The sequence below is a fragment of the Modicisalibacter sp. MOD 31.J genome (genome assembly GCF_020147985.1).
GTDB lineage: Bacteria > Pseudomonadota > Gammaproteobacteria > Pseudomonadales > Halomonadaceae > Modicisalibacter > Modicisalibacter coralii.
The window spans coordinates 1-24,728 of the sequence record NZ_JAGXFF010000004.1; the positions used below are offsets into that span (position 1 = coordinate 1).

21 protein-coding genes are annotated in these 24,728 nt (G+C 66.7%); 16 read left to right on the forward strand and 5 right to left on the reverse strand.

Annotation, left to right across the window (positions count from 1 at the left end; translation table 11 throughout):
• Nucleotides 1-424 precede the first annotated feature (424 nt).
• From KGR00_RS13955 to KGR00_RS13975, 5 genes are all read left to right on the forward strand, one after another.
• Nucleotides 425-1,186 (forward strand): formate dehydrogenase accessory sulfurtransferase FdhD, encoded by a 762-nt coding sequence (locus KGR00_RS13955; RefSeq protein WP_224419347.1) that lies wholly within the window; start codon nucleotides 425-427, stop codon nucleotides 1,184-1,186.
• A gap of 304 nt (nucleotides 1,187-1,490) precedes the next feature.
• Complete coding sequence (locus KGR00_RS13960) at nucleotides 1,491-2,960, forward strand: NAD-dependent succinate-semialdehyde dehydrogenase (protein ID WP_129141833.1); 1,470 nt, start codon at nucleotides 1,491-1,493, stop codon at nucleotides 2,958-2,960.
• 123 nt (nucleotides 2,961-3,083) lie between these two features.
• On the forward strand, nucleotides 3,084-4,496 hold the full coding sequence (locus tag KGR00_RS13965; RefSeq protein WP_224419348.1) for an aspartate aminotransferase family protein: 1,413 nt from the start codon (nucleotides 3,084-3,086) through the stop codon (nucleotides 4,494-4,496).
• A gap of 123 nt (nucleotides 4,497-4,619) precedes the next feature.
• Nucleotides 4,620-5,621, forward strand: a complete 1,002-nt coding sequence (gene eutB / locus KGR00_RS13970) for a hydroxyectoine utilization dehydratase EutB (protein WP_129141835.1) — start codon at nucleotides 4,620-4,622, stop codon at nucleotides 5,619-5,621.
• 64 nt (nucleotides 5,622-5,685) lie between these two features.
• Nucleotides 5,686-6,645 (forward strand): cyclodeaminase, encoded by a 960-nt coding sequence (locus KGR00_RS13975; RefSeq protein WP_224419349.1) that lies wholly within the window; start codon nucleotides 5,686-5,688, stop codon nucleotides 6,643-6,645.
• A 109-nt stretch (nucleotides 6,646-6,754) separates the two neighbouring features.
• On the opposite strand, the gene argC is transcribed toward KGR00_RS13975, so the two are convergent.
• A complete protein-coding gene (argC, locus tag KGR00_RS13980; RefSeq protein WP_224419350.1) occupies nucleotides 6,755-7,705 on the reverse strand; it encodes an N-acetyl-gamma-glutamyl-phosphate reductase in 951 nt (316 codons plus the stop codon).
• Between the two features lie 149 nt (nucleotides 7,706-7,854).
• Here argC and KGR00_RS13985 point away from each other — a divergent pair, with 149 nt between their 5' ends.
• A complete protein-coding gene (locus KGR00_RS13985) occupies nucleotides 7,855-8,523 on the forward strand; it encodes a haloacid dehalogenase type II (protein ID WP_224419351.1) in 669 nt (222 codons plus the stop codon).
• Nucleotides 8,520-8,999, forward strand: coding sequence for a DUF302 domain-containing protein (locus KGR00_RS13990; protein ID WP_224419352.1), 480 nt, complete (start codon nucleotides 8,520-8,522; stop codon nucleotides 8,997-8,999). Before KGR00_RS13985 ends, KGR00_RS13990 begins: the two co-directional genes overlap by 4 nt.
• A 69-nt stretch (nucleotides 9,000-9,068) precedes the next feature.
• On the opposite strand, the gene KGR00_RS13995 is transcribed toward KGR00_RS13990, so the two are convergent.
• Nucleotides 9,069-9,824: a GntR family transcriptional regulator gene (locus tag KGR00_RS13995; RefSeq protein ID WP_224419353.1), complete on the reverse strand. Its 756-nt coding sequence runs from the start codon at nucleotides 9,822-9,824 to the stop codon at nucleotides 9,069-9,071.
• A gap of 278 nt (nucleotides 9,825-10,102) precedes the next feature.
• On the opposite strand from KGR00_RS13995, the gene KGR00_RS14000 reads away from it, so the two are divergent.
• The 6 genes from KGR00_RS14000 to KGR00_RS14025 all read left to right on the forward strand — a co-directional run bounded on the left by KGR00_RS14000 (nucleotide 10,103) and on the right by KGR00_RS14025 (nucleotide 16,666).
• The gene (locus KGR00_RS14000) at nucleotides 10,103-11,497 is read left to right on the forward strand and encodes a flagellar biosynthesis protein FlgA (protein ID WP_224419354.1); all 1,395 of its coding nucleotides are present in this window, start codon (nucleotides 10,103-10,105) and stop codon (nucleotides 11,495-11,497) included.
• The gene (gene otnK / locus KGR00_RS14005; protein WP_224419355.1) at nucleotides 11,494-12,774 is read left to right on the forward strand and encodes a 3-oxo-tetronate kinase; all 1,281 of its coding nucleotides are present in this window, start codon (nucleotides 11,494-11,496) and stop codon (nucleotides 12,772-12,774) included. The genes KGR00_RS14000 and otnK overlap by 4 nt, the downstream gene beginning before the upstream one ends.
• A complete protein-coding gene (locus KGR00_RS14010) occupies nucleotides 12,771-13,418 on the forward strand; it encodes an aldolase (RefSeq protein ID WP_224419356.1) in 648 nt (215 codons plus the stop codon). Before otnK ends, KGR00_RS14010 begins: the two co-directional genes overlap by 4 nt.
• A 113-nt stretch (nucleotides 13,419-13,531) precedes the next feature.
• Nucleotides 13,532-14,500 carry a tripartite tricarboxylate transporter substrate binding protein gene (locus KGR00_RS14015; RefSeq protein ID WP_224419357.1) on the forward strand — a complete coding sequence of 323 codons (969 nt, stop codon included), beginning with the start codon at nucleotides 13,532-13,534 and terminating at the stop codon, nucleotides 14,498-14,500.
• 99 nt (nucleotides 14,501-14,599) lie between these two features.
• A complete protein-coding gene (locus KGR00_RS14020; RefSeq protein ID WP_224419358.1) occupies nucleotides 14,600-15,097 on the forward strand; it encodes a tripartite tricarboxylate transporter TctB family protein in 498 nt (165 codons plus the stop codon).
• Between the two features lie 63 nt (nucleotides 15,098-15,160).
• Entirely contained in the window at nucleotides 15,161-16,666 is a 1,506-nt protein-coding gene (locus KGR00_RS14025) for a tripartite tricarboxylate transporter permease (protein ID WP_224419359.1), read from the forward strand.
• Between the two features lie 46 nt (nucleotides 16,667-16,712).
• On the opposite strand, the gene KGR00_RS14030 is transcribed toward KGR00_RS14025, so the two are convergent.
• The 3 genes from KGR00_RS14030 to KGR00_RS14040 are packed head-to-tail and all read right to left on the reverse strand — an operon-like array spanning nucleotide 16,713 to nucleotide 20,292.
• Nucleotides 16,713-17,375, reverse strand: a complete 663-nt coding sequence (locus KGR00_RS14030) for an ATP-binding cassette domain-containing protein (RefSeq protein ID WP_224419360.1) — start codon at nucleotides 17,373-17,375, stop codon at nucleotides 16,713-16,715.
• Entirely contained in the window at nucleotides 17,372-19,075 is a 1,704-nt protein-coding gene (locus tag KGR00_RS14035) for an ABC transporter permease subunit (protein ID WP_224419361.1), read from the reverse strand. The genes KGR00_RS14030 and KGR00_RS14035 overlap by 4 nt, the downstream gene beginning before the upstream one ends.
• Nucleotides 19,072-20,292, reverse strand: coding sequence for an ABC transporter substrate-binding protein (locus tag KGR00_RS14040; protein WP_129141191.1), 1,221 nt, complete (start codon nucleotides 20,290-20,292; stop codon nucleotides 19,072-19,074). Before KGR00_RS14040 ends, KGR00_RS14035 begins: the two co-directional genes overlap by 4 nt.
• A 155-nt stretch (nucleotides 20,293-20,447) precedes the next feature.
• Between KGR00_RS14040 and KGR00_RS14045 the strand changes: the two genes are divergently transcribed.
• From KGR00_RS14045 to KGR00_RS14055, 3 genes are all read left to right on the forward strand, one after another.
• Nucleotides 20,448-22,250 (forward strand): DUF748 domain-containing protein, encoded by a 1,803-nt coding sequence (locus tag KGR00_RS14045; protein WP_129141190.1) that lies wholly within the window; start codon nucleotides 20,448-20,450, stop codon nucleotides 22,248-22,250.
• A 70-nt stretch (nucleotides 22,251-22,320) separates the two neighbouring features.
• Nucleotides 22,321-23,844 carry a nodulation protein NfeD gene (locus KGR00_RS14050; protein WP_129141189.1) on the forward strand — a complete coding sequence of 508 codons (1,524 nt, stop codon included), beginning with the start codon at nucleotides 22,321-22,323 and terminating at the stop codon, nucleotides 23,842-23,844.
• Complete coding sequence (locus tag KGR00_RS14055; protein WP_224419362.1) at nucleotides 23,841-24,704, forward strand: slipin family protein; 864 nt, start codon at nucleotides 23,841-23,843, stop codon at nucleotides 24,702-24,704. Before KGR00_RS14050 ends, KGR00_RS14055 begins: the two co-directional genes overlap by 4 nt.
• The last annotated feature ends 24 nt before the right edge of the window (nucleotides 24,705-24,728 follow it).

Consider the following 24,728-nt stretch of genomic DNA (forward strand, 5'->3'; position numbering starts at 1 on the left):
GGCGTGCTGGGCGATGCAGTCGAGGGTGTAGGCGAACGGCTCGCTGACGCGCTCCTCGCCGACCAGCCGGTGGGGCAGCAGGGCCACGCCGGGGATGTCCAGGCGCAGCAGGCGCTGTGCCGGGGCCAGCTCGATGCCGAAGGTGTCGAGCAATGTATCGCGTAGCATGTCGGTCATGAGCGGCGCGTCTCCCGGGCGGTGACGCGGTCGCGGGCCGCGTCATCGTCGACTGTCACGGATGGGTAAATGGGGAGACTTTACGCAAGCCTCTGCACCGCGCGCTATCGGGGATCTGTGATGGGGCGTGTGGGAAATATCCTACAAATAGCCAAGGTCGATGCGTCAGCGGCCCGACAGATCGCTTGGCAGCGGCTCCCGTGAAGAATACGCTCGTCTCATGACCACCTCCCCGCAAGGCGCCGCGGTGCCCACTTTCGAAGATGATGCCGGTTACGACGACCAGCGCGCGTGTTCGCTGCAGGCGTTCGACGGGCCGCGTGAACTGCCCATCACCCTGGCGCTCAACGACACGCCGATGGCCACGCTGCTGGCTACGCCGGAGGCGCTCGAGGCGCTGGCCTTGGGGCATGCCTTCACCGCCGGCTGGATTCGCCGCGCCGAGCAGGTCGAGGCGATCGCCGTCTCGAATCTGCGCCACGGGCTGCTGGTACGCCTGACGGTCGCCGAGCGACTGGCGCGGCAGGCCGCCCGGCATGCCCCGCGCGAGGCCTCGGTGTCGAGCTGCGGGGCCTGCGGCGCGGCGGAGGAGGCGCAACTGATGGCCGGCCTGGTGCGTCTCGGCGCGCATCCGGCGCTGGCGCCGGATGCGCTGCGGCGCGGCCTGGCGGCGCTGGAACGCCAGCCTCGGCGTGGCCAGCACTGCGCCCTGGGCCTCGACGCGACCGGGGACGTCATCGCATTGGGCATGGATATCGGCCGTCACAATGCCCTCGATCGGGTGATCGGCGTGAGCCTGCGAAGTGGCCGCCGCCCCGAGGCGGTGCTGGTCTCGAGTCGCTGCAGCCTGGAACTGGTGCAGAAGACCGTGCGCGCCGGCATTCCCACCCTGGCGACCCTCTCTCTGCCGTCCGCGCTGGCCGTGGAGATCGCTCGTGCCTGCGATCTCAATCTGGTCTGTTGCCATCGGGGGCGGCGGTTGGCGCTGCTTAGTGGCCAGCCCGCCTGAGAGGGTGCCTACAAAATGCCTGCACTTGACAATACGGCGTTGAAATTACCCTTAAAAATGCTCATTTACACATCGTAAACTGCGCTTTTACGGTTAATTTCGCCTTGTCTTGCCTTCGTTCGGCTATTTTGTAAGCACCCGCTGAGCCCTCAAGAAAAAATCGCAACCCCGCCGCTGAACTGCAAAAAAAACCGTCCTTTCACGATCGGTTAACAGAAACACGTCGCCGCCGCCCTCCCGTAACCTGTGCTGCATACGGGCCGCGTGCCCGTTCGTGTTTTTTCGTTCTTCGCGGAGGTGCCGCATGAAACTCGACGATCCCCGCCTGTTCCGTCAGTACGCCTACATCGACGGCAAGTGGACCCACGGCGACGCCGGTCGCGAGGAAGCCGTGATCGATCCGGCGACCAACGAGGTCCTGGGCCACATCCCGCTGCTCGAGGCCGACCAGATCCGCGCCGCCGTGGATGCCGCCGATGCCGCCTTCGTGCAGTGGCGGGCGTTGCGCGTCGACGAGCGCTGCGAGCGGCTGCTGGCCTGGTACGACCTGCTGCAGGCCCATCGCGAGGACCTGGCTCACCTGATGACCCGCGAGCAGGGCAAGCCGTTGCCCGACGCCCGGGGCGAGGTCGAGTATGGTGCCAGCTTCGTGCGCTGGTTCGCCGAGGAGGGCAAGCGCACCTTCGGCCAGACGATTCCCAGCCACATCCCCAACGCCGCGCTGGGCACCCTCAAGGAGCCGGTGGGCGTGGCGGCGCTGATCACGCCCTGGAACTTCCCGCTGGCGATGATCACCCGCAAGGCCGCCGCGGCCATGGCGGCGGGGTGCACGGTGGTGGTCAAGCCGGCCGGCGAGACGCCGTTCTCGGCACTGGCGCTGGCCGAGCTGGCCGAACGTGCGGGCATTCCCGCCGGGGTGTTCAACGTGGTGCTCGGCGATGCGCCGATGGTCTCCGAGGTGCTGTGCAAGGAGGATCGCGTCAAGGCGTTGTCCTTCACCGGCTCCACGCCGGTCGGTCGGCTGCTGCTCGAGCAGAGTGCCAGCACCGTCAAGCGGGTGTCGCTGGAACTGGGCGGCAATGCGCCGTTCATCGTCGGTCCCGATGTCGACCCCAAGGAGGCGGCGCTGGCCGCGGTGGCGGCGAAGTTCCAGACCGCCGGTCAGGACTGCCTGGCGGCCAATCGTATCCTGGTCCACGAGTCGATCCACGACGAGTTCGTCGCCCACTTCGCCGAGCGCATGCTGGCCTTCAACGTCGGCAACGGCCTGGACAGCGAGATCGACATCGGCCCGCTGATCCATCGTCGCGCGGTGGACAAGGCCGCGGCGATCGTCGACGACGCGCTGTCCAAGGGCGCCACCCTGGTCCAGGGCGACCAGAACCGGGCGCCGGGCGAGAACTTCTTCATGCCCACGCTGCTCACCGAGGTGACCGCGGAGATGAAGGTCTGGCGCGAGGAGAACTTCGCGCCGGTGGCGGGCATCACCCGCTACAGCACCGACGAGGAAGTGATCGAGATGGCCAACGACACCGAATACGGGTTGTCGGCCTATATCTTCACCCACGACATCCGGCGCATCTGGAAGATCATGCGCGCGCTGAAGAACGGTATGGTCGCCGTCAACACGGTGAAGATGACCGGGCCGCCGATTCCCTTCGGCGGGGTCAAGCAGTCCGGGCTGGGCCGCGAGGGCGGTACCGCGGGGATCGAGGAGTACCTCGAGACGAAGTATTACTGCCTCGGCGGGCTGGGCTCGGTGTCCGGGAGCTGAAACCGGCTGCGCTCGGTTGCGTCTTGCCGGCGGGGACGAGCCGGCAAGACGTATCGAGCGATCGAGTATTTCGCGTTTTTTAACGACGCAAGACGTTGTCTTTGATTCTTACAGGAGAGTGCCATGACCACCCATCAGGACCTGATCGATCGCGACCGCAAGGTTACCTTCCATGCATCCACCCATCTGCGCGACTTCGCCCATGGCGACGCGCCGGGTCGCGTGATCACCGGTGGCAAGGGCATTTCCATCGTCGACAAGGACGGCTGCGAGTTCATCGACGGTTTCGCCGGGCTGTACTGCGTGAACATCGGCTACGGCCGCACCGAGATCGCCGAGGCGATCTACAAGCAGGCGCTCGAGCTGTCCTACTATCACACCTACGTGGGTCACTCCAACGAACCGCAGATCGCGCTCTCCGAGAAGATTCTCGAGCTGGCCGGCCCGGGCATGTCCAAGGTCTACTACGGCATGTCGGGGTCCGACGCCAACGAGACCCAGCTCAAGATCGTGCGCTACTACAACAACGTGCTGGGACGGCCGCAGAAGAAGAAGGTGATCTCGCGCCAGCGCGGCTATCACGGCTCCGGCATCGCCTCCGGCTCGCTGACCGGGCTCAAGGCGTTCCACGATCACTTCGACCTGCCGATCGACACCATCCGGCATACCGAGGCCCCGTACTACTACCATCGTGCCGCCGAGCAGGAGGGCATGAGCGAGCGCGAGTTCTCCAAGCATTGCGCACAGAAGCTCGAGGAACTGATTCTGGCCGAAGGGCCGGACACCGTGGCGGCCTTCATCGGCGAGCCGGTGCTGGGTACCGGCGGCATCGTGCCGCCGCCGGAAGGCTACTGGGACGAGATCCAGACCGTGCTGGCCAAGTACGACGTGCTGCTGATCGCCGACGAGGTGGTCTGCGGGTTCGGCCGCATCGGCACCGATTTCGGCAGCCACTTCTACGGCATCAAGCCGGACCTGATCACCGTCGCCAAGGGGCTGACCAGCGCCTACCAGCCGCTTTCCGGGGTGATCGTCGGTGACAAGGTCTGGCAGGTACTCGAGCACGGCACCGGCGAGTTCGGCCCGATCGGCCACGGCTGGACCTATTCCGGCCATGCCCTGGGCTGTGCCGCGGGCCTGGCCAACCTGGAGATCATCCAGCGCGAGGGGCTGACGCAGAATGCCGCCGAGACCGGTGCCTACCTGCAGCGCCAGATGCAGGAAACCTTCGGCGACCATCCGATCGTCGGCAGCGTGCGCGGGGTGGGCATGCTGGCCTCGCTGGAGTTCGCCGCCGATCCGGGCCGCCGCCGCCACTTCGATCCGGCGCTCAAGGTCGGCCCGCGCATTTCCGCCGCGGCCCTCGACGAGAACCTGATCGCCCGGGCCATGCCCCAGGGCGACATCCTCGGCTTCGCGCCGCCGCTGGTCACCACCCGCGAGGAGGTCGACGAGATCGTCGCCCGTGCCAAGCGGGCCGTGGACAAGGTCGCCGACGAGCTGAGCAAATCCGGCGACCTGGGTGACGGTGCCTGATTCACACCAGGATCGTGTAGCGACGAGTTGCTACCCTGAATGCAGGACACCGGCCGAGACGCCGGTGACGACGCCGCAAGCCGCTTGCGGCGTCGTCGTTTGCGGACGAATAAGGAGTCGACGATGTCGCAACCCGCTCACGGCGTCACCCTGGCGTCGATCTATCAGGCCCGGGCGCGAATCGCCGGTCAGGTGACGCGTACCCCGCTGATCCGTTCCCAGGCGCTGTCGCGGCGGTTCGAGGCCGAGGTCTTCCTCAAGCTGGAGAACCACCAGCCGAGCGGCGCCTTCAAGCTGCGTGGCGCGACCAACATGATCCGTGCGCTGCTCGACCAGCACGGTGACGAATCGCTGGCGCGCGGGGTCACCACCGCGTCCACCGGCAATCACGGCCGTGCCGTGGCGCTGGCGGCTTCCCGGCTCGGCGTGCCGGCGGTGATCTGCCTGTCCAACCTGGTGCCCGACAACAAGGCGCGTGCCATCGAGGCGCTGGGCGCCGAGGTCCGGCGTGTCGGCAGGAGCCAGGACGAGGCCTTCGAGGAGGTCGCGCGGCTGGTCGACGAGGAGGGCATGACGCTGATCCCGCCCTTCGACGATCCGCTGATCGCCGCCGGACAGGGCACCATCGGCGTCGAACTCATCGAGGATCAGCCCGATCTGGACCGGGTACTGGTGGGGCTCTCCGGCGGCGGCCTGCTGGGCGGTATCGGCGCGGCCATCAAGGGCCTCCGCCCGGCGACCCGCCTCACCGGCATCAGCCTCGGCCAGGGCGCGGCGATGTGGGAGAGCCTCCAGGCCGGGCATCCGGTCGATGTCGAGGAGGTCGAGAGCCTGGGCGATTCGCTGGGCGGCGGCATCGGCCTGGGCAATCGCTGCACCTTCGCGCTGGTGCGCGAGGTGATGGACGATCACTACCAGGTTTCCGAGGCGGCCATCGCCCGGGCGATGGTCGACCTGCTCGCCGACGAGAAGATGCTGGTGGAGGGCGCGGCCGCGGTCGGTCTCGCCGCGCTCGACGAGCATGGCATCGATATCCGTGGCGAGCGGGTGGCGTTGATCGTCTCCGGCAACGGCGTGGCGCTGGAGACCTTCGACCGCGCCCGAGCGCTTGCCAAATCCCGCTGACGCTGCTGGCCTTGTTCCGGCGAGACGCTACCGCTGTGCAATCGAACACTGGAGGATGACTGCCATGGAGCTTTATCAACGCGACGACATCGAGGCCGCGGTCAGGCTCGATCGCGAGGCGCTGGAGGCCGTCGAGCAGGCCTTCGCCGCCCTGGGGCGCGGCGAGGTGGTGCAGCCGCCGATCCTGTCGATGGCCATCGAGGAATCCAACGGCGAGGTGGACGTCAAGACCGCGCACATTCGCGGTGCCGAACGCTTCGCGATCAAGGTCAGCCCCGGTTTCTTCGACAATCCCAAGAAGGGGCTGCCCAGTCTCAACGGGCTGATGATGGTGTTCTCCGCCGAGACCGGACTGGTCGACGCGGTGCTCTTCGACGAGGGTTACCTGACCGCCATTCGCACCGCGCTGGCCGGCGCGCTGGCCGCCAAGTACCTGTCCCGCGAGGCGAGCCGGCGGGTCGCCGTGCTGGGCGCCGGCGAGCAGGCCGAGCTGCAGATTCGCGCCCTGCAACTGGTGCGCGACATCGACACCGTCGACGTCTGGGCGCGCAACCGCGAGTCGGCCGAGGCCTACGCCGAGCGCGTGCGCGGCCTGGGGCTGACCGTCAACGTCCACGACGACGTCCGCGGCGCCTGCGCGTCGGCCGATATCATCGTCACCGCGACGCCGGCCCGCGAGCCGATCCTCTCCGCACAGGATCTGCCCGAGGGCGTGCACGTCACGGCGATGGGCTCGGACAGCCCCGAGAAGCGCGAGCTCGACGACCAGGTGATGGTCCGCGCCGACGCCTTCGTCTGCGATACCCGGCCCCAGAGCGAGAGCAACGGCGAACTCAAGGCCTTCGTCAAGGCCGACGGGCGTGAGGCCAGCGTGCCGTTCAAGGTCTACGAGCTGGGCAGGGTGATCGCCGATGAGCAGCGTCTGCGGGTCTCGGACGCCAGCATCACCGTCTGCGACCTGACCGGCACCGGCGTGCAGGACACCGCCATCGCCAACTTCGCCCTGCAGCGTCTGGTCAAGTAGGTCGGCTCGACGTCATCGGCTCTGGTCACTGCGCGGGGGGCACTGCCGACGCCCCCTGCGCAGCGAGGCGCATACCCGGAAGTGGCAGATAGGGGGCTGACGACCCGCTTCAGCGTGTGCTCAGCCCGGTGGCCTCGTCGATGCCCAGATGCACGTTCATGCACTGCACCGCGGCCCCGGCCGCGCCCTTGCCCAGGTTGTCGAGCCGCGCGACCAGGGCCAGGCGTTCCTCGCCGCCATAGACGAACAGGTCGACGCGGTTGGTGTCGTTGGCGCCCTGGACGTCGAAGAAGCCGTGATCGAGGCTCGCTTCGTCACTCAGCGGCATGACGTTGACGAAGGGTTCGTCGGCGTAATGGCGCGCGAAGGCCTCGCGAATCGCCTCGCCGCTGGTGCCCGGGGCGAGATGGTCGACGTGCAGCGGCACGGTCACCGCCAGGCCCTTGAGGAAGGGGCCGACCACCGGGCTGAAGACCGGCGCGCTGGTGAGGCCGCCGTGCACGCGCATCTCGGGGAGGTGCTTGTGCGCCAGGGCCATGGCGTAGGGGCGCGGGGCGCTCAGGCGGCCTTCCTCGGCGGCCTGGTATTCGCCGATGAGCTTCTTGCCGCCGCCACTGTAACCGGTCAACGAGAACGCCGAGACCGGGTAACCCGCCGGCAGCAGGCCGGCCTCGACCAGTGGACGTACCAGCAGGATGAAGGCGCTGGCGTGGCAGCCGGGGTTGGCGATGCGCTTGCTGCGCCGGAGCGCCTCGCGCTGGCCGGGGACGAGCTCGGGCAGGCCGTAGGTCCAGTCCGGATCGGTGCGGAAGGCGGTGCTGGCATCGATCAGGCAGGTCTCCGGATTGTCGAGCAGCGCCGCGGCCTCCCGGGACGCGTCGTCGGGCAGACACAGAAAGGCGACGTCGGCGGCGTTGAGCAGTCGGCCGCGCTCGGTGGCGTCCTTGCGCCGCGCGGAATCGATGCGCAGCAGCTCGATATCGTCGCGGGCCTCGAGATAATCGAGCAGGCGCAGGCCGGTCGTGCCCTCCTGCCCGTCAACGTACACTTTGAACGCCATCGGGAACTCTCACTCAACATCGTCGATCGATAGGCCACTATTGTGCGCGGTTTGCCCCGCGCTTGTCATGTCTGCAGGGGGTTACCTTGCCGACGGCGCGCAAAGCGACCAGTCTGGAAGCGACACGAATGGAAGCGACAGGAATGGTCATGAAACGCGTACTCGCCTTCGACGTCTACGGCACCTTGATCGACACGCACGGCGTGGTCGAGGAACTCTCCCGGCGGCTCGGCGACGGCGCCGAGGAATTCTCGCGGCGCTGGCGCGACAAGCAGCTCGAATATGCCTTCCGGCGCGGCCTGATGGGCGCCTTCGCCGACTTCTCGCAGTGTACCCGCGAGGCGCTGGAATTCGTCGATCGCGCGACGGGCTCGCGACTCTCCGAGACCGACAAGGAGCGGTTGATGGCCACCTACGCCCGGTTGCCGGCCTTCGACGACGTGGCGCCGGCGCTGGAGCGCATGGCCGAGGCGCGCCTGACCCGGGTGGCGTTTTCCAACGGCTCGCGCACCGCGGTCGAGGGGCTGCTCCGCCAGGCCGGCATCCTCGAGCGCTTCGACGACCTGGTCAGCGTCGAGGAGATCAAGCGCTTCAAGCCCGATCCCGCGGTCTACGCCTACCTGCACAATCGCCTCGAGAGTTCGCCCCACGAGACCTGGCTGGTCTCCAGCAATCCCTTCGACGTGATCGGCGCCAAGCATGCCGGGCTCCGGGCCGTGTGGGTGCGACGCAGCGCCGAGGCGCCCTTCGACCCCTGGGGCGACGAGCCGGACCTCACCGTCTCGTCGCTCGAGGAGCTGGCGGAGCGACTGTCGTGAGGGCGCGCGGCATCGCCCGTCGGTATCTGGCCGGGGCCTGCGTGCTGCTGGCCGTGGCGCTGCCCGCCTGGGCGGCCGACGTTGACGACGGTATCGAATCCGTGACCAGCGAGCAGTCGGTCAACGGCGTCGAGGCGCGGCTGCGCAAGGCCCTCGAGGAACGCGGCATGACGCTGTTCACGGTGATCGATCACAACCAGGGCGCGCGGCGGGCCGAACGCGAGCTGCCGCCGACCCGCACGGTGATCTTCGGCGACCCCAGGGTGGGCACGCCCTTCATGCAGTGCCGCGGCAGCGCGGCACTCGACCTGCCGCAGAAGATGGTGGTCCGCAAGGACGGCGACGTCACCCGGCTGGAGTGGAACGATCCGCACTACCTGGCCCGCCGCCATCACCTCGAGAACTGCGACCTGCCGCTCGATCAGGTCGCCAAGGCGCTCGCATCGCTCGCTCGCGAAGCCGCGGGCGAACCGTGATCCTGGCATGACGCCTGGGCCGTCGAGTGTCCGATGCACCTGATCGGCATGGCGGCGAACACAGGAGGGTCATGGCGGATCGGAGTCGGGTGATGCGTCATCGGCATTCTTCGGCGCTGTCTTGCGCTTCTTGCGTGGGGGCTTCTCGGTGGAAGCCCCCTCGGGACCATTGGCGGCGAACTTGAACCAGGTCTTGCCGAGATGATTGCGAAGTTCCTGTCCCATCCTCGTGGCGTCCCTTGCCTCCAGAGCCGCCATGATCGACTCATGCTCGGCCATAGCGGTCGTCCACTTCTCGCTCTTCTCGTTGGACAGATAGCGTACCCGATAGAGTTGGCGGCAGAGGTAGCCGTGCATCTCCATCAGGGACGCATTGCCCGATAACGCCACGATGCGATTGTGGACTTCCTGGTTGATGCGAAAGTAATTCTGCCTGTCTCCCCGGATGAACGCCGCCTTCATTTCGTAATGCAGGGCCTGTAGCTCGACGATGTCGCGATCGGTCGCCCGCTTGCAGGCGAGTTCCGCTGCGGCCTGCTCCAGTACGCTCAGGACATAGGCCTTTTCCTTGACGTCACCTGGGCTGATATCGGCGACCACGGCGCCTCGATTCGGCAGGATCTCGACGAGCCCCTCGGCGGCGAGGATTTTCAAGGCCTCGCGCAACGGAGTGCGGGAAACCTGCAGTTCCTCGGCGAGCGTGCGCTCGGGCAAGCGCTGCCCCGGCTGAAAATGATCCATCACGATGTGTTCGCGGAGGTAGCTGGCCACCTTGGCTACCAGGCCCGGCTTCGGAGCTTCCGCGATGTCGTCGAGTGTCGTCATGAATAACCGCCTGCCTGTTTGTCATCAATATGGCATACCACTGGTCCCTGGTTCAAATCATGCAGCCCATGTCTTGGAATTTTTTGTTCAATAAAATCAATTTTTTAAATTCAAAAAATGGCGCATGAATACCAAAGTCTAATGACGTTTCTTTGACGCCTAAAATGGTATACCACTAATCTTCGAAACCCATCCGGCGTGACCGGCACGCCGAGCTAGATAAACAACGCCAGCGGGGGAGATACATCCTCGCTCGCTCAGGAACCAGCGATTCTCGAATGAATTACCTGAACTATTTCGAAACCGACGAAATCGTCGAAGCCTGTGTTGCCGGCGCCGGTGATTTCGGGGCGGGAGTCTTACGACAAGCCATTAATATGAAAGTACTTTCCGCGAGAATCGCGGTCGATGTCGATGCCCGTAGTGCGCGCTTGGCTCTGGAGCGAGCCGGTATCGAGAAGGAGGCTATCATCGAGTGTCACGACGCGGATCAGGCCCTCAAGGCCTGGACAGCGGGGCACTACATCGCCAGTGGCGACCTGGGGGCCGTCGTCGGTCTACCGTTCGACGTTCTAGTCGAGGCAACTGGTATACCAGAGGTGGGGGCGCAGCACGCCGAGGCGGCAATCGAGGCCGGCAAGCATGTCGGTATCGCCACCAAGGAAACCGAATCGGTGGTCGGCCCTTACCTGACCCACAAGGCGCTCGATAGAGGGCTTATCTTCACGCCGCTCGATGGCGATCAACCCAGCCTGCTGATCGGCATGGTGACCTGGGCGCGAACGCTGGGTTTCGAGATCGTCGCCGCCGGCAAGAGCAGTGAATACGATTTCGTCTGGGACGAGGCCTCCCGGGACGTCCAGTGCAACGGTGTCCGCCATTCGCTGCCGGCGATGATGGATCTGTGGACACTGGCGGACGGTCGGGAAGCCGAGATGGCCGGCGCGCGCATCGAGATTGCGAGCGACATGCAACTGATTTCGGTACCCGACCTGTGCGAAATGGCCAATGTTGCCAACGCCACTGGCCTGGTCCCCGATCGGCCCGAGTTTCATGCACCACTCTTGCGGATCCCGGAGGTGCCTTCGGTGCTGGATACTCGGGACCAGGGCGGGATTCTGGCCGATACTGGTCGGCTCGAGGTCTTCAACTGCCTGCGCAAGCCCGATGAGAGCAGTTTCGCCGGTGGCGTTTTCGTCGTTCTGCGCTGCGAGGATCCCGCGTCCTGGGAGTTGCTGCGCGGCAAGGGCCACGTGGTCAGTCGTAGCGGAGCGAGCGCGATGGTATACCTTCCGCGTCATCTCCTGGGGCTCGAGGCGCCGATCTCGCTGCTCGATGCCGTGCTGCATGGACGTACCTCGGGCGGGGGAAGAGCGACTCGACCGCGTATCGACCTGGTGGCGAGGGCCACCCGTGACCTGCCGGCGGGGCATCGCTTCGAGATGGTCGGCCATCATCGTGTGATCGACGGCCTGCGCCCCGAAGCACATCCGGCTCGGCCCATCGACGGAGGTGGTGCGGCGCCGTTCTATCTGTTGCCGGGAACGCGTCTGTTGCGTGATGTCGTCGCGGGTGAACCGATTCCCTTCGACGCACTGGAGAACGTGCCCGATTCCGTGCTGCTGAGGTTGCGTCGCGAGCAGGACAAGACTTTCTTTCGGGAGCCGTCATGAAGCGTGAGACCGCATTGCGTCTGGGTTGTATCGCCGATGATTTTACCGGCGCCACGGACATCGCCAGTCTTTTGGCTCGATCGGGTGTTGCCGTGGGTCTGAGGATCGGTGTTCCCGAGGCATCGGTCGATGATTCGGTGGCGGAGATCGAGGTCATCGCCCTGAAGTGCCGCAACGAGCCGGTCGAACGGGCTGTCGCTCAGGCACGTTCGGCCGCCGACTGGTTGCGTGAGGCGGGTGCCGAGCAATTGTACTGGAAGTATTGCTCCACCTTCGACTCGACGGCCGAGGGTAACATCGGACCGGTCGCCGAGGCCCTCGCCGATGCGCTCGCCGCGCGTCGTGTCGTCTACTGTCCAGCGTTTCCCGAGAACGGCAGGACCAGCTATTTCGGCAATCTGTTCGTCAATGGCGTGCGTCTCGACGAGAGCCCGATGAAGGATCATCCGCTCACTCCCATGCGTGACGCCGACCTGACTCGCCTCCTGGCCCCCCAGGTCAGCGGTGGCGTGGGGCTTCTCGACATTGCCGCCCTGCGCGGTGGCAAGGCTGCCGTGAGCGCGTGTCTCGCCAAACTGGACGAGCGCGGTATACGACACGTGGTGGCTGATGCCATCGCGGAAGAGGATCTGCGCGAGCTTGCCGAAGCGGTCTGGCAGGACGCTTTGCTGACCGGCGGTAGCGCCTTCGCCGCCGAATTGCCTCGTCATCGGTTTCCCGGGCAACGCGAGGACCACGACGAGCGTGAGCAGATGCCGACGGTAGCGGGCGGTACCCTGGTGCTCAGCGGCAGTTGCTCGGCGATGACGCGTCGTCAGGTGGAAACATATCGCCAACGGGGCAGTGCCTATCGACTCGACCCTCTGGCCCTGGCCGAGGGCGACGGTGAGCGTCGGAAGTTGCTTGAGTGGCTGGATGCACAGCCCCGAGACGCCGCACCGATGATCTATGCCTCGGCGGAGCCCGGGGCCGTCAAGCGAGCCCAGCAACACCTCGGTGCTGAGCGAGCCGGGCAACTCGTGGAATCGACGTTGGCCGATATCGCTGCGCATGCCTTCGAAAACGGCGTACGTCGCTTCATCGTTGCCGGTGGCGAGACCGCCGGCGCGGTGACCCAGGCGCTGGGCGTCTCCCGTCTGCGTGTCGGTCGAGAAATCGCCGCCGGTGTGCCCTGGACCTTTGCCAGACGCGATGGCGTGGACATCGCACTGGCACTCAAGTCGGGCAATTTCGGCGATGAAGCCTTTTTCTCGAAAGCCCAGGAGGTGTTGCGATGAGCGAGGAAGCCCGGCTTCGTGAGGATATCGTCCGATTCGCGCGGTCACTGTTCGAACGCGGTCTAACGCCGGGTTCGTCCGGCAACCTTTCGGCCAGGCTGGATAATGGCGAGTTCCTCTGCACGCCCACCAATGCCTCGCTGGGGTTTCTGGAACCGGAACGGCTTTCCCGCCTGGATGCCGAGGGCGATTGGCTCGACGGTGACGAGCCGACCAAGGAAGTTTTCCTGCACATGGCCATGTATCGCGCCAATCCGGGCTTTCGGGCCGTGGCGCACCTGCATTCGACCTACAGCGTCTGCCTGGCCTGCATGCCCGACCGGGACCCGAGCAACATGATCGAGCCCATGACGCCCTACGTGATCATGCGGGTCGGCGCGGTGGCGCGTGCCAATTATCGGCGACCCGGCGATCAAAGTCTGGGCCCCGAGATCGAGATGCTGGCCCGGGATCACGCGGGGATCCTCATCGACAATCACGGTCCGCTGGTCGGCGGCAAGAGCCTGCGCGACGCCGTGTTCTCCATCGAGGAGGTCGAGGAAGCGGCCAAGCTCGAATTCCTGATGCACGACAAGACCCCTAGAAGACTCAGCGACGAGGAGGTGAACGACCTGCAGCAACGTTATCGAAATCTGCGTGGCTGATCTGTCACGCCTCGCCAGACACCAGCTCACGGTTCCAATGAACCGGGCGGAGCGCACGGGGCGTTCCGTCGATCAACGACAAGATTTCCTGTTTTCGAGAGGGAGCCAGTCACATGCTCGATAAGTACAAGCTCGCCGCCATCGGTATCCTGGGCGCCAGTGTCGCCACGATCAGTGGCACGACCCTGGCCAGTTCCGAGGCCTCGGACTATCCGTCCGGCAATATCAAGGCACTGGTTGCCGCCGGCGCAGGCGGAGGTACCGACAACTTCACCAGAACGGTCCAGCCGATGCTGGAGGAGCGCCTGGATACCACGGTGACCGTCATCAACCTGCCCACCGCGTCGGGGGCCATCGCTCACCAGCGCACGGCCAACAGCGATCCCGACGGACGCACCCTGGACTTCTCTTCCTCGACCTACATCACATCGCTGGCCGCCGGGCAGAATCCGACCGGGCTCGACCAATTGACGCCGGTGGCGCGCATGCAGTCGGACGTCATGACGTTAATCGTCAATCCGGACAAGTACGACTCCTTCCAGGAATTCCATGATTACGCCAAGAACAACCCCGGGAAAGTGGTGATCGGCGGGACCGCTGCCGCTAGCCCCGACAAGATGGCGTTTCTTGGCTTCAAGGATGCCAGTGGTCTGGACATGAACTTCATTCCCTACGACCAGGAAGGCAGTGTCTCGTCCAACGTGCTGAGCGGTAATATCGATGGCATGTTCGGTGAGATCAGCTCGATCCTTGGCTACATGGAATCCGGCAAGATGAAGCCCATCCTGGTCTTTGCCGACGAGCGGCTCGAGGACTTCCCCGATATCCCGACCACCGTCGAGAAGGGATGGGATCTGACGGACGGCAATGAGCGCGGCGTGTTCGTTGCCGCCGACACGCCCAAGGAAACGGTAGCGGCGATCGAGAGTGCGCTCAAGGATATCTATACATCCGACAAGTATCAGGATTATGCCAGCAAGGTCCACCTGGACTATCGCGATGGCTGGATGGGTAGCGATGCCTATCGCGAAGAACTCGAGGCGAGTCTCGAGCAGTATAAGCGCCTGCTCGGCAACGAGTGATCGGACGAGGCCGGCAGTCTGAGTGAAATGCCGTCCGTTTCCCCGGAATCGACGTCGAGGCCATTCGGCGTCGGTTCCTCCGTGTCTTCGGTGTCAGTCATGACTAGAAAGCTGTATGCGTTCATCGTTTGTGTCGTCCTCGGGGGAGCCTTCTTCCTGACACTGACCTGGCAATTGCCGAGTTCCGAGGAGGTTTCCACGTTGATCGGGCCGCGCACCTGGCCATTGCTGGTGCTGGGCGCGATGCTCGTTTTCGCGCTGATGCTGGCCATCGAGACCCGTATCGAATCGCGTAAGACGAAAGACACCGATGCCACGATGACGGAAGAGGCCGACGGTGAGGTAGCCGAGGTCGACGAGCCCGTCGCGGGTGGCATTTTCGTACGCAACCGCCACTGGGTGCTTCTCGGGTTGGTGGTGCTGTACACGGTGTCGATGGGTGTCGTGGGGTTCCTGTGGGCGACGATCGCCTTTTCGCTACTTTGCAGTCTTACGCTCGGTGCGACGCGCAAGCTGACGATCGTTATGACGACGCTGGCGGGCGCGATCCTGGTACAGGTCGTCTTCGACACCTTGCTGAATATCCCCCTGCCATGAACACGACACTCAGGCCTGCCGAAACGTCCTGTATGACGCGGGTATCATCGAGGAAGACAGACAATGCTTGACGGTCTCTTGAACGGCTTTTCGGTTGTCCTGCAACCGATGAATTTCCTGATTCTGCTGTCCGCCGTGTTCATCGGGTTCATTGGCGGCGCCCTGCCGGGCATCAGTGGCGTGATCCTGGTCGTCATCCTGTTGCCGGTGACGTATGGCATGGATCCCACGACCGCCTTCATGCTGCTGACGGCGATCTATGCCTCCACGGTTTTCTCCGGACTGATCACCGCCATTCTCTATCGAGCACCCGGCACTCCGGAAGCCGTCATGACCGCCTTCGACGGCTATCCGATGACCCAGCGAGGCGAGGCCGGCAAGGCCCTGGGGATTGGAATCCTGAGCTCGGCGATCGGAGGGCTCGTGGGGACCATAGCACTGATCGTCTTCACGCCGATGCTGGCGTCGGTAGCGCTGCAGTTCTCGTCGCCGGAATTCTTCGCCCTTGCGGTACTTGGTCTGACCGTGGTGGCGTCACTGGGTGGCGGTCTGCTGCTCGGCTTGATCGGTGCCATGATCGGGTTGTTCGTGGCCTCGGTGGGCATCGATCCGATGACCGGCACCCTGCGTTATACCTTCGGCAATCTCAATCTGGCCGGTGGAATCCAACTGATACCGATCATCGTCGGCATGTTCGCCATTTCGGAGGTGCTGAAGCGTGCGCAGGGCAATGTGCCACACACCCCGATCAAGAAGGTGAAGATCCGGATCCTCGATGTCGCCATTCTCCGACGGATTCGGGTGACCCTGGCCCGGTCATCGATTCTCGGTGTGGCCATCGGGATCCTGCCCGGTATCGGGGCGAGCACCGCGGCCATGGTGAGTTACAGCGAGGCGGTGCGCTGGTCCAAGTACCCCAAGGAGTTCGGCAAGGGGGTGCCGGAAGGGGTAGCAGCGCCCGAGTCGGCCAACAATGCCGCCGCCATGGGAGCGCTCGTGCCATTGTTCGCGCTCGGCATCCCGGGGAGTGGTACGACGGCCGTGATCCTGGGCGCCTTCATCATGCACGGCCTGCAACCCGGTCCGTCGTTCATGACCAATAATGGCGACTTGATCTATGCCGTCTTCGTCGGCTTGCTGATCGTCAACCTGCTGATTCTGGCGTTCTCCAAGCCGTTCGTTGCCGTGCTGTCGCGGTTGCTGAACATTCCCTATTCGGCCTTGGGCCCGGTGATCATCATCTGCTGCGTGGTGGGCACCTATTCGGTACAGAACTCGATGTTCGATGTCTGGCTCATGCTGGGATTCGGTGTCATGGGCTTCCTGCTGGAGAAGATCAACTTTCCGCTGGTGGCGATCATTCTCGGCGTCGTGCTGGGACCGATCGCCGAGAGCGAGTTCCGCCGGTCGCTGGGCATGTCGCAGGGTGATCCGTCGATTTTCTTCTCGCGACCGATCAGCGCCACTCTGCTGTGCATTGCCATCGCCGTGGTGACGCTGGCGATCGTCGTGCCGTTAATCAAGCATCTGAGGAAGCGCTACGCGCGACTGGGCGACGCGCCGCAGTGATCTTGACGTCAGACCGCCCGGCCAGTGTGCCGGGTGTCGTCGTCATTCAGTTGGTCAGCTCGATAACCCGCCCGCCCGCGGCCTCGGCATCGGCGATGTCGTGGGTGACCATCAGCGTCGGCAGGCGGCGTTCGCGCACCCGGGCGAAGACCAGCCGGCGCAGGTCGTCGCGCAGCGCGGCGTCGAGCTTGGAGAAGGGCTCGTCGAGCAGCATCGCCCGGGGCTCGGCGAGCAGGACCCTGAGCAGCGCGACCCGCGCCTTCTGACCGCCCGAGAGGGTCGCCGGGTCGCGCTCGGCATAGCCCGCCAGCCCCACCTCGTCCAGTGCCGCCGCGATGCGCCGGCGGCGTTCGCGGCGCCCGCCGCCCGGGACCATGCCGAAGGCCAGATTGCCGCCCACCGAGAGATGCGGGAACAGCAGCGGGTCCTGGAACAGCAGGCCGACGTGGCGGGTCTCCGGCGCCAGGCCGTCGAGCACGGTCTCGCCGAGGCGGACGCGTCCCGACACCGTGAAGGCCGGCGCCAGGAAGCCGGCGATGGTCGCCAGCAGCGTCGACTTGCCGCTCCCCGAGGGGCCCATCACGGTGAGGATCTCGCCGGGGGCGATGGTGGCGTCGAGTGTCACCAGCGGCTCACCCGCCAGCCGGATGGTCAGGCGTTCCAGGTGCAGCGGCGCGGGGGCGGGGTCGGTACGGGAAAGATCGTTCATGACGGACTCACCAGGCCGGTTCGGTGGCGGAATAGCAGGCGTGGCAGGCCCAGGGCCAGGGCAAAGCCCACGGCCGGCAGCAGCAGTTGCAGCAGGGCATGGACGGCGGTCAGTCGCCGGTCGCCGCCGCTGGCCAGGCTCACCGCCTCGGTGGTGACGGTCGCAACCCGGCCCGCGCCGAGCAGCAGCGTGGGCAGGTACTGGCCGATGCTCACCGCGAAGCCCACCGCGGCGGCGGTCAGCAGCGGCGCGGTCAGCAGCGGCAGGCGTACCCGCCAGAAGACCCGCGACGGCGAGGCGCCCAGGCTGCGGGCGAGCTGCGTCCAGCGCGGATCGAGGCGCCGGTGGCTCTCGGCCAGCGAGAGAAACACGTAAGGCAGCACGAACACCACATGGGCGGCGATCACCGCCGTGATCCCCGGCGCCAGGCCGAGCTGGGTCTGGACCAGCACCAGCCCGAACAGGAAGGCCACCGGCGGCACCAGCAGCGGCAGGTAGAGCAGCCACTCGCTCCAGCGCCCGACGGGTCGGGTTCGCCGGCTCTCCGTTTCCAGCGCGCCGAGCACCAGCACCAGCGAGATCAGCGTGGCGGCCAGGCCGATACCGGCGGCATGGCCGAGCGGCGTGGCGAGCCCATCGAACGCGCTGTGCCAGTTGTCGGCGATCCAGGGCCAGGGCAGCGCCGCGGGGAAGGGCCAGTAGCCGGCCAGCGACCACAGCACGAGTCCCGCCAGGCTACCCATGACCAGCGCCAGGGTGCTACCCAGCAGTCCCAGGCCGAGCCAGCGCAGCGCTGTATCGGCGAACGCGCGGCGGCCGTCGCTCAGCCAGTTCCGACACAGCCGGACGGTCAGCCGTTCCAGGCCCCACCAGGCCAGCAGGGCCGCCAGGGTCACACCGAGTTGCAGCAGCGCCCCGGCGGAGGCCATGAAGCGCATCGCCAGATCGGGATCGTTGAGCCAGCGCAGCACCGCCACGGAGAGCGGTGGCGGGGTGGTCGGACCGAGGATCAGCGCCACGTCGACGGTGGCGGTGGCGAAGACGATCACCGCGTAGATCGGCAGGCGCAGCAGCGGGTAAAGCCCCGGCAGCACCGCCTTGAGGAAGGCGGCCATGGGGCGATAGCCGAGCCCGCGGGCGACGTCGAGGCGTGCGTCGGCGCGGCACTGGGGCAGCGCGGCGAGGCTCATCAGCAGCAGGAAGGGGACCTCCTTGATGGTCAGCCCGAGAATCAGCGCCAGGCCGCCGGGGTCGCCGGGGAAAAGGTAGTCCGGCGGGTATTGCCAGCCGCTGGCCCAGGGCGAGACCAGGCGCGGAGCGAGCCCCGAGGGGGCGAACAGGAACGCCAGGCCGATCGCCGCGGCGGCGTGGGGCACGGCGAGCAGCGGCGACAGCAGCCGGCGCACCACGCCGAACAATCGGGTGCGCAGGAAGGCCCCCAGAAACAGCACCACGATGGTCAGTGACAGCCCGGCGCTGGCCAGCCCGGTCACCGCACTCAGGCGCACCATGTCGACGAGCCCGGGGGTCTGCCCCAGGGCCTGCCAGTGGGCGAGCGTCGGCGAGGTGCCGCCCAGCGCCGGCAGCCAGCCGAAGGCCGGGGCGATCACCCCGGCCAGGCCCGCGACGACCGGCAGGCCGAGGACTGCCATGGCGAGCCAGGGCGCGGGGCGGGTCCATAGCGCATGAGGGTCGATCATCGGGCGCCGTAGCGGGCCTGCCAGGCGGCCTCCAGACGCGCCATCCAGCTCGGATGCGGCTCGGCGAGGGTCTTGCCCAGTGCCCCCGCCGGCAGCCGGGCCGGGTTGTCGTCGGCGGTCTCGAAGGCCGCGCGCTGGGTGTCGCTCAGGCGCGCCATGGCCAGCACCGTGGCGTCGCCCCAGCCGTCGATGGCCTGCTTGCGGGCCTGGGCCTCCGGCGAGAGCAGGAAGTTGGCGAGCACCAGCGCGCCGGCCTTGTGCGAGGCGTTGAAGGGGATGGCGACGAAGTGGACGTTGCCCAGGGTGCCGCCGTCGAGCAGGTAGCTGCGGGTGGTCGGCGGCAACTGGTGGTCGGCGACCGCCGCGGCCGGCGCCGATGGCGTGAAGGTGAAGGCCAGGCTCAGTTCGCCGTCGCCCATCAACTGACGCAGGGCCGAGCCGCTGGCCGGAAAGGTGCGCCCCTCGCGCCACAGATAAGGGTGGAGGCGATCCAGATAGGCCCACAGCGGCGCGGTGACGGCCTCGAAGTCGGCCTCGTCGGCGGGGCGATAGAGCGGCTCGCGATCGTCGACCAGACCCAGCAGCGCCTGCTTGAGAAAGCTCGAACCGAGAAAGTCGGGGGGCAGCGGGTAGCTGAAGCGCCCCGGATGGGCCTGGGCCCAGTCGAGCAGCGCGGCCATGTCCCGCGGTGGGGCGTCGACACGGGCGCTGTCGTAGTAGAAGGTCAGCTGCGCCTTGCCCCAGGGTGACTCGAAGCCCTCGGTGGGCAGGGTGAAGTCGTGGCTCACCGCGGGGTGGGACTCGGGAGCGGTCAGCGCGTAGTGGGGCAAGTGCCCGGCGAAGGGCCCGTAGAGCAGCCCGTTCTCCTTCATGGCCGCGAAGTTCTCGCCATTGAGCCACACCAGGTCGATGGCACCGTGATCGTGGTTGCCGGCGGCCTTCTCCGCCAGTACCCGGGACACCGCCTCGGCGGTATCGCCGAGCTTGACGTGAACCATGTCGACGTCATAGCTCCGGTGCATCTGCTCGCCGACCCAGTCGAGATAGCCGTTGACGTCGGCATCACCGCCCCAGGCGGCGAAATAGACCGTCTGGCCGGCGGCCTCGTCGCTGACCGAGGACCAGTCGTCGAGGGCATAGCCCTGAGCGGCGCCGGTGGTGAGCGCCAGCACGGCCAGCGACAGGGCGCGAGCCGCTCGGCGTGGTAAAAGGGGCATCGCGAAGATCTCCAACGGTGGGTGGCTCGGGATCGGTTTCCTTTACGGCAAGCGTGCCCGGAAAGATGCACGCTGACCAGTGACGGAACACCCGGGGATTGGCTGGTCCCGGCCCGAGCTGCCACGCTGAGTGGATCGCATCGCAGGAGTCGTGCATGGCAGAGGACGATGCCGCACAGGCAGGCGCACGGACAGGCAAGCCGCGATCGCCACGGCGTCCGTGGACGATAACCCTGGTATTGCTTGCGGTGGTGGCCGTGCTGCTGGCCGCCGGCTGGTGGGCGTTGCCGCGCCTCATCGAGTCGCGGCTGGTTGCGGCGTTGTCGGCGACCACTGGTCGCGAGGTGACGATCGAGTCCGTCGAGGTCACGCCCTGGCAGGCCCGGGTGCGTCTCGAGGGGCTGCGCATCGCCGGCGATGACGACCAGCCCGTGCTGGCCAGCCGCGCGGTGACGGCCCGGATCGCCTGGGCCTCGCTGTGGCACGACGGCTGGCACATCGAGCGGCTGCACTTCATCGCCCCGCGGCTGCGGCTGATCTGGCGGACCGATGGCGGCTGGAACCTGGCCCGCCTGTTCGGCGGTGGTGGTAATGGCGCCGATGACCGGCAGGGCAGCGGCCTGCGCATCGACCGGGTGAGTGCCGAACGCGGCCATTTCGACTGGATCAACCGCCGTCTCGACCCGCTGGTGACGCTGTCGCTGGATCGCGTATCGCTGACCGCCAGCGGCTTCGATCCGCGCAACAAGACGCCGATGGACCTCGACGCCAAGGCCCGCTGGGCGGGGCAGCCGTTCACCGCCAGGGGCAAGCTGGGCTTCGCGCCGTGGCAGGCCGATCTCGAGCTCGGCGTCGAGGCGTTGCCGCTGTCGGTGCTGCACGGCTACCTGGCGTACCTGACCCGTGCCGACATCCGCCAGGGGACCCTGAGCAGCCAGGTCCAGTTGCAGGCCGGGGCGGCCAGTCGGCACGGCACCACGCTGTCGGCACAGGGCTCGCTGGCCGATCTCGACGCGGCGACACCCGGCGGCCAGCCGCTGGGGCGCGCCGCCAGGGTTCGGCTGAAAGGCCTGCGCTTCACCAGCAGCGATCAACGGCTGGCCATCGCGTCGATCGCGCTCGAGCGTCCCCGGCTCCAGGTGACCGTCGACGAGTCGCTGTCCACCAACCTAAGTAGTTGGCTGCCGCCCGATACCGGGGGTGGCGGCAACGGCGACGGACTGGGTGTCGTCATCGCCCGGTTGAGCGTCTCCCGGGGCGAGGTGGCGCTCGACGATCGCCATCTCGCGCAAGCCGTGACTCTCGATCTCGAGGCCCTCGAGGGCGACTGGAAGGATCTTTCCAATGTCGCGGATGGCGGCGGGGCGCTGGCACTGCAGGGCCGGGTCGACGCGGACTCCCCGCTGCGCATCGACGGGACCTTCGATCCTCTGGTCAAGCGGATGCAGGGCGACATGCACCTGCACGTCGAGAATCTGGCACTGACCACCTTCGCCCCTTACATCCGTCACTTCGGCGGCTATCACATCGAACAGGGGCGGCTGACCCTGGACGTCGACTATCGGCTCGAAAGCGGTCGGCTGCACGCCGAGAACCACGTGGTCCTGCATCGACTCGAACTCGGCCAGCCGGTGCCGGGCGCGACGATCGATCTACCCATGAAGACGATCGTGGGGCTGCTGCAGGGCGGTGGCGGAGTGATCCGCCTCGACGTGCCGTTGACCCTGCCGCTCGACGATCCGTCCCTCGACGTCGGCGGCGTGGTCGGTCAGGCGATTCGCGAGGCACTGGAGAACCTGATCACTTCGCCGGTCGAGACGCTCTCGGAGATGAGCGTGGGCAACGCGGAACCCGGCGGGGAGCCGGCGGGCCACGACGGCCAGGCGTCTCGTCAGGGGCGCGAAAGCGAGGATGCCGACGGCCCGGCACTCTACGAGCGGGCGCGCACCGGGGAATGAGCGTGCGTCGATAGCGACTCGCGGCCGATAGCACTAGCCTTGAGACAGGGTCCTGCAAGCGAGCGATGTCATGTTGCCACGAGGTTCGAACGCCGCCCACGCCCGCCGTCGCTTCTGGCTGATCGCGTTGCTGCTCGGCGCGTTGCTGATCGTGGCGGCGAATGCCCAGCAGGGTGCCCCAGGCCCGCGGCAGGCCCTGGTGATGACCCTGCACGGTAGCGTGGGCCCGGCGACCAGCGACTATTTCCAGCGCGGCCTGGCCCGGGCACAAGACCGCAACATGGCGCTCGTCGTGCTGCGCCTCGATACCCCGGGCGGGCTCGACGTGTCGATGCGCGACATGATTCAGGCGATGCTCACCAGCTCGGTGCCGGTGGCGGTCTACGTTGCCCCGGACGGCGCCCGCGCCGCGAGCGCTGGCACCTACCTGCTCTATGCCAGCCATGTCGCGGCGATGGCGCCGTCCACTCACCTTGGCTCGGCGACGCCGGTGCAGATCGGCGGCGGGGGCCTGTTGCCGGGTGGCTCGCCCGAGTCGGCGCCGGAAAAACCCGGCGACGAAGCGGGTCGGAACGGCCAGACGGGGGAGGGTGACGAGAATGGCCAACGCGGTGACTCGGCCCGGTCCGGCGACGACAGCGAAGCCAAACGCCGTGGCGATACCGCCATGCAGCGCAAGGTAATGGAAGATGCCGTGGCCACCATCCGCAGCCTGGCCGAGCGGCACGGTCGCAACGCCGACTGGGCCGAGCGGGCGGTGCGCGAGGCGGTCAACCTGACGGCCCGGGAGGCGCTCGACGAACACGTCATCGATGTCATCGCCCGCGACGTGCCCGAGCTGCTCGAGGCGATCGACGGTCGTCAGGTGGTGATGACCGACGGCACGCGCACGCTCGACACCGCCGATCTGTCGCTCGTGCGCTTCGATCCCGACTGGCGCACCGAACTGCTGAGCGTGATCTCGGACCCCAACGTCGCCTATTTCCTGATGATCCTCGGCTTCTACGGACTGGTCTTCGAGCTGCTCAGCCCGGGGGCGCTGGTGCCGGGCGTGGTCGGGGGTATCTGCCTGCTGCTGGCACTGTTCGCCTTCCAGGTGCTGCCGATCGACTACGCCGGGCTGGGGCTGGTGGTGCTGGGACTGGCACTGATCGTCGGCGAGGCGATGGTGCCCAGCTTCGGGGTGCTGGGCATCGGCGGGATCGTCGCCTTCGTCGCCGGGTCGGTGATCCTCATGGACGATCGCAATCTGGCCGTGTCGCTGCCGCTGATCGGCGGCGTGGCGCTGGTCGCCTCGGGGTTCATGCTGTGGGTGGCGATGCGCTTCCTGCGCCTGCGGCGACGCCCGCCGAAGGCCGGCCAGGACGAGATGATCGGTGCCCGTGCCACCGCGTTGCACGATTTCCGGGGCGGTGCCGAGGCCGAAGGGCATGTGTGGCTGCACGGCGAACGCTGGCGGGCACGCAGCCGGGGGCCGGTGAAGGCCGGCGAGTCACTCAAGGTGGTGGCGATCGACGGGCTGACCGTCGAGGTGGTGCCCGACGATGCGGCGTCGCCCGACCCGCCACCCTCCGTTTCGGGAGAATCGACATGATGCTGTCCTATCTGGTGCCGCTGGTGCTGGTGCTTTTGTTGATCGGCGCCTCGATCCGCATCCTGCCCGAGTACAAGCGCGGGGTGGTGTTCTTCCTGGGCCGCTACCAGGCGGTGAAGGGCCCGGGGCTGTTCATCATCATCCCGGTGATCCAGAAGATGCAGGTGGTCGATCTGCGCCTGATCACCCTCGACGTGCCCGAGCAGGACGTGATCTCGCAGGACAACGTCACCGTGCGCGTCAATGCGGTGCTCTACTTCCGCGTGGTCGATCCGGAGAAGGCGATCATCCAGGTCGAGAACTTCGGCGTGGCGACCAGCCAGCTGGCGCAGACCACGCTGCGCTCGGTGCTCGGCAAGCACGATCTCGACGAGATGCTCTCCGAGCGCGACCGGCTCAACGACGACATCCAGGAGATCCTCGACGCCCAGACCGAGGGCTGGGGGATCAAGGTCGCCAACGTCGAGATCAAGCACGTCGACCTCGACGAGAGCATGATTCGCGCCATCGCCCGCCAGGCCGAGGCGGAGCGCGAGCGGCGCGCCAAGGTGATCCACGCCGAGGGCGAGCTGCAGGCCTCGCGCAAGCTGGTCGAGGCCGCCGAGGTGATGTCGGCCAACCCCATGGCGCTGCAGTTGCGCTACCTGCAGACGATGAGCGATATGAGCAACAAGAACGCCTCGACCATCGTCTTCCCGATGCCCATGGACCTGCTCGAGGGGCTCGGGACCCTGGCGAAAGGCATGCCGGGTACGGGCAGCACGAGAAGCACGTCGCCGACGTCCGCCGAAGCGCCGGCGGATAAAACGCCCAGGCCGGCCGGCGATTCGGGCGACGGCAACGACGACGCCACCCGCTGAGGGGTGGCGTCGGTCGACTCGGCA

Excerpts from the sequence above, each read along its gene's own strand:
- KGR00_RS13960 (WP_129141833.1), top strand. The coding sequence starts at position 1,491 with ATGAAACTCGACGATCCCCGCCTGTTCCGTCAGTACGCCTACATCGAC.
- KGR00_RS13965 (WP_224419348.1), top strand. The coding sequence starts at position 3,084 with ATGACCACCCATCAGGACCTGATCGATCGCGACCGCAAGGTTACCTTC.
- eutB (WP_129141835.1), top strand. The coding sequence starts at position 4,620 with ATGTCGCAACCCGCTCACGGCGTCACCCTGGCGTCGATCTATCAGGCC.
- KGR00_RS13975 (WP_224419349.1), top strand. The coding sequence starts at position 5,686 with ATGGAGCTTTATCAACGCGACGACATCGAGGCCGCGGTCAGGCTCGAT.
- argC (WP_224419350.1), bottom strand. The coding sequence starts at position 7,705 with ATGGCGTTCAAAGTGTACGTTGACGGGCAGGAGGGCACGACCGGCCTG.
- KGR00_RS13985 (WP_224419351.1), top strand. The coding sequence starts at position 7,855 with ATGAAACGCGTACTCGCCTTCGACGTCTACGGCACCTTGATCGACACG.
- KGR00_RS13995 (WP_224419353.1), bottom strand. The coding sequence starts at position 9,824 with ATGACGACACTCGACGACATCGCGGAAGCTCCGAAGCCGGGCCTGGTA.
- KGR00_RS14000 (WP_224419354.1), top strand. The coding sequence starts at position 10,103 with ATGAATTACCTGAACTATTTCGAAACCGACGAAATCGTCGAAGCCTGT.
- otnK (WP_224419355.1), top strand. The coding sequence starts at position 11,494 with ATGAAGCGTGAGACCGCATTGCGTCTGGGTTGTATCGCCGATGATTTT.
- KGR00_RS14010 (WP_224419356.1), top strand. The coding sequence starts at position 12,771 with ATGAGCGAGGAAGCCCGGCTTCGTGAGGATATCGTCCGATTCGCGCGG.
- KGR00_RS14015 (WP_224419357.1), top strand. The coding sequence starts at position 13,532 with ATGCTCGATAAGTACAAGCTCGCCGCCATCGGTATCCTGGGCGCCAGT.
- KGR00_RS14020 (WP_224419358.1), top strand. The coding sequence starts at position 14,600 with ATGACTAGAAAGCTGTATGCGTTCATCGTTTGTGTCGTCCTCGGGGGA.
- KGR00_RS14025 (WP_224419359.1), top strand. The coding sequence starts at position 15,161 with ATGCTTGACGGTCTCTTGAACGGCTTTTCGGTTGTCCTGCAACCGATG.
- KGR00_RS14030 (WP_224419360.1), bottom strand. The coding sequence starts at position 17,375 with ATGAACGATCTTTCCCGTACCGACCCCGCCCCCGCGCCGCTGCACCTG.
- KGR00_RS14035 (WP_224419361.1), bottom strand. The coding sequence starts at position 19,075 with ATGATCGACCCTCATGCGCTATGGACCCGCCCCGCGCCCTGGCTCGCC.
- KGR00_RS14040 (WP_129141191.1), bottom strand. The coding sequence starts at position 20,292 with ATGCCCCTTTTACCACGCCGAGCGGCTCGCGCCCTGTCGCTGGCCGTG.
- KGR00_RS14045 (WP_129141190.1), top strand. The coding sequence starts at position 20,448 with ATGGCAGAGGACGATGCCGCACAGGCAGGCGCACGGACAGGCAAGCCG.
- KGR00_RS14050 (WP_129141189.1), top strand. The coding sequence starts at position 22,321 with ATGTTGCCACGAGGTTCGAACGCCGCCCACGCCCGCCGTCGCTTCTGG.
- KGR00_RS14055 (WP_224419362.1), top strand. The coding sequence starts at position 23,841 with ATGATGCTGTCCTATCTGGTGCCGCTGGTGCTGGTGCTTTTGTTGATC.